Genomic DNA, 1,005 nt, shown 5'->3' on the forward strand with positions numbered 1-1,005 from the left:
CCGACCGAGGCGGAGCGGATCAAGGCCATGGTCGCCATCGCGCTCAAGGCCGAGGAGGTCGGCCTGGACGTCTTCGCCACCGGTGAGCACCACAACCCGCCGTTCGTGCCGTCGTCCCCGACGACGATGCTCGGCTACATCGCGGCGCAGACGGACAAGCTGATCCTGTCCACGTCCACGACCCTGATCACCACCAACGACCCGGTGAAGATCGCGGAGGACTTCGCGATGCTCCAGCACCTGGCCGACGGGCGCGTGGACCTGATGATGGGCCGCGGCAACACCGGGCCGGTCTACCCCTGGTTCGGCCAGGACATCCGCCAGGGCATCAACCTCGCCATCGAGAACTACGCCCTGCTGCGCCGCCTCTGGCGCGAGGACGTCGTGGACTGGGAGGGCAAGTTCCGCACCCCGCTGCAGGGCTTCACCTCCACCCCGCGCCCGCTGGACGGCGTACCGCCCTTCGTCTGGCACGGCTCCATCCGCTCCCCGGAGATCGCCGAGCAGGCGGCCTACTACGGAGACGGCTTCTTCCACAACAACATCTTCTGGCCGGCCGACCACACCAAGCGGATGGTCGAGCTGTACCGGACCCGGTACGCCCACTACGGGCACGGCACCCCCGAGCAGGCGATCGTCGGCCTCGGCGGCCAGGTGTTCATGCGGAGGAACTCGCAGGACGCGGTGCGCGAGTTCCGGCCGTACTTCGACAACGCGCCGGTCTACGGCCACGGGCCCTCCCTGGAGGACTTCACCGACCAGACCCCGCTCACCGTCGGCACCCCGGAACAGGTCATCGAGAAGACCCTGTCCTTCCGTGACTACGCCGGTGACTACCAGCGCCAGCTGTTCCTGGTGGACCACGCCGGGCTGCCGCTGAAGACCGTGCTGGAGCAGATCGACATGCTCGGCGAGGAGGTCGTGCCCGTGCTGCGCAAGGAGTTCGCGAACGGTCGGCCCGCGGACGTGCCGGAGGCGCCGACCCACCGGTCCCTGCTGGCAGCG

At 69.0% G+C, this 1,005-nt stretch carries 1 protein-coding gene; it reads left to right on the forward strand.

Translation table 11 applies throughout. The annotated features are described in order from the left end of the window. Nucleotides 1-1,005, forward strand: a 1,005-nt coding sequence (locus ACFYOH_RS44915; RefSeq protein ID WP_388638183.1) for an LLM class flavin-dependent oxidoreductase, incomplete at both ends; no start/stop codon positions are given.

The sequence above is a fragment of the Streptomyces sp. NPDC007856 genome, assembly GCF_042868225.1.
GTDB lineage: Bacteria > Actinomycetota > Actinomycetes > Streptomycetales > Streptomycetaceae > Streptomyces.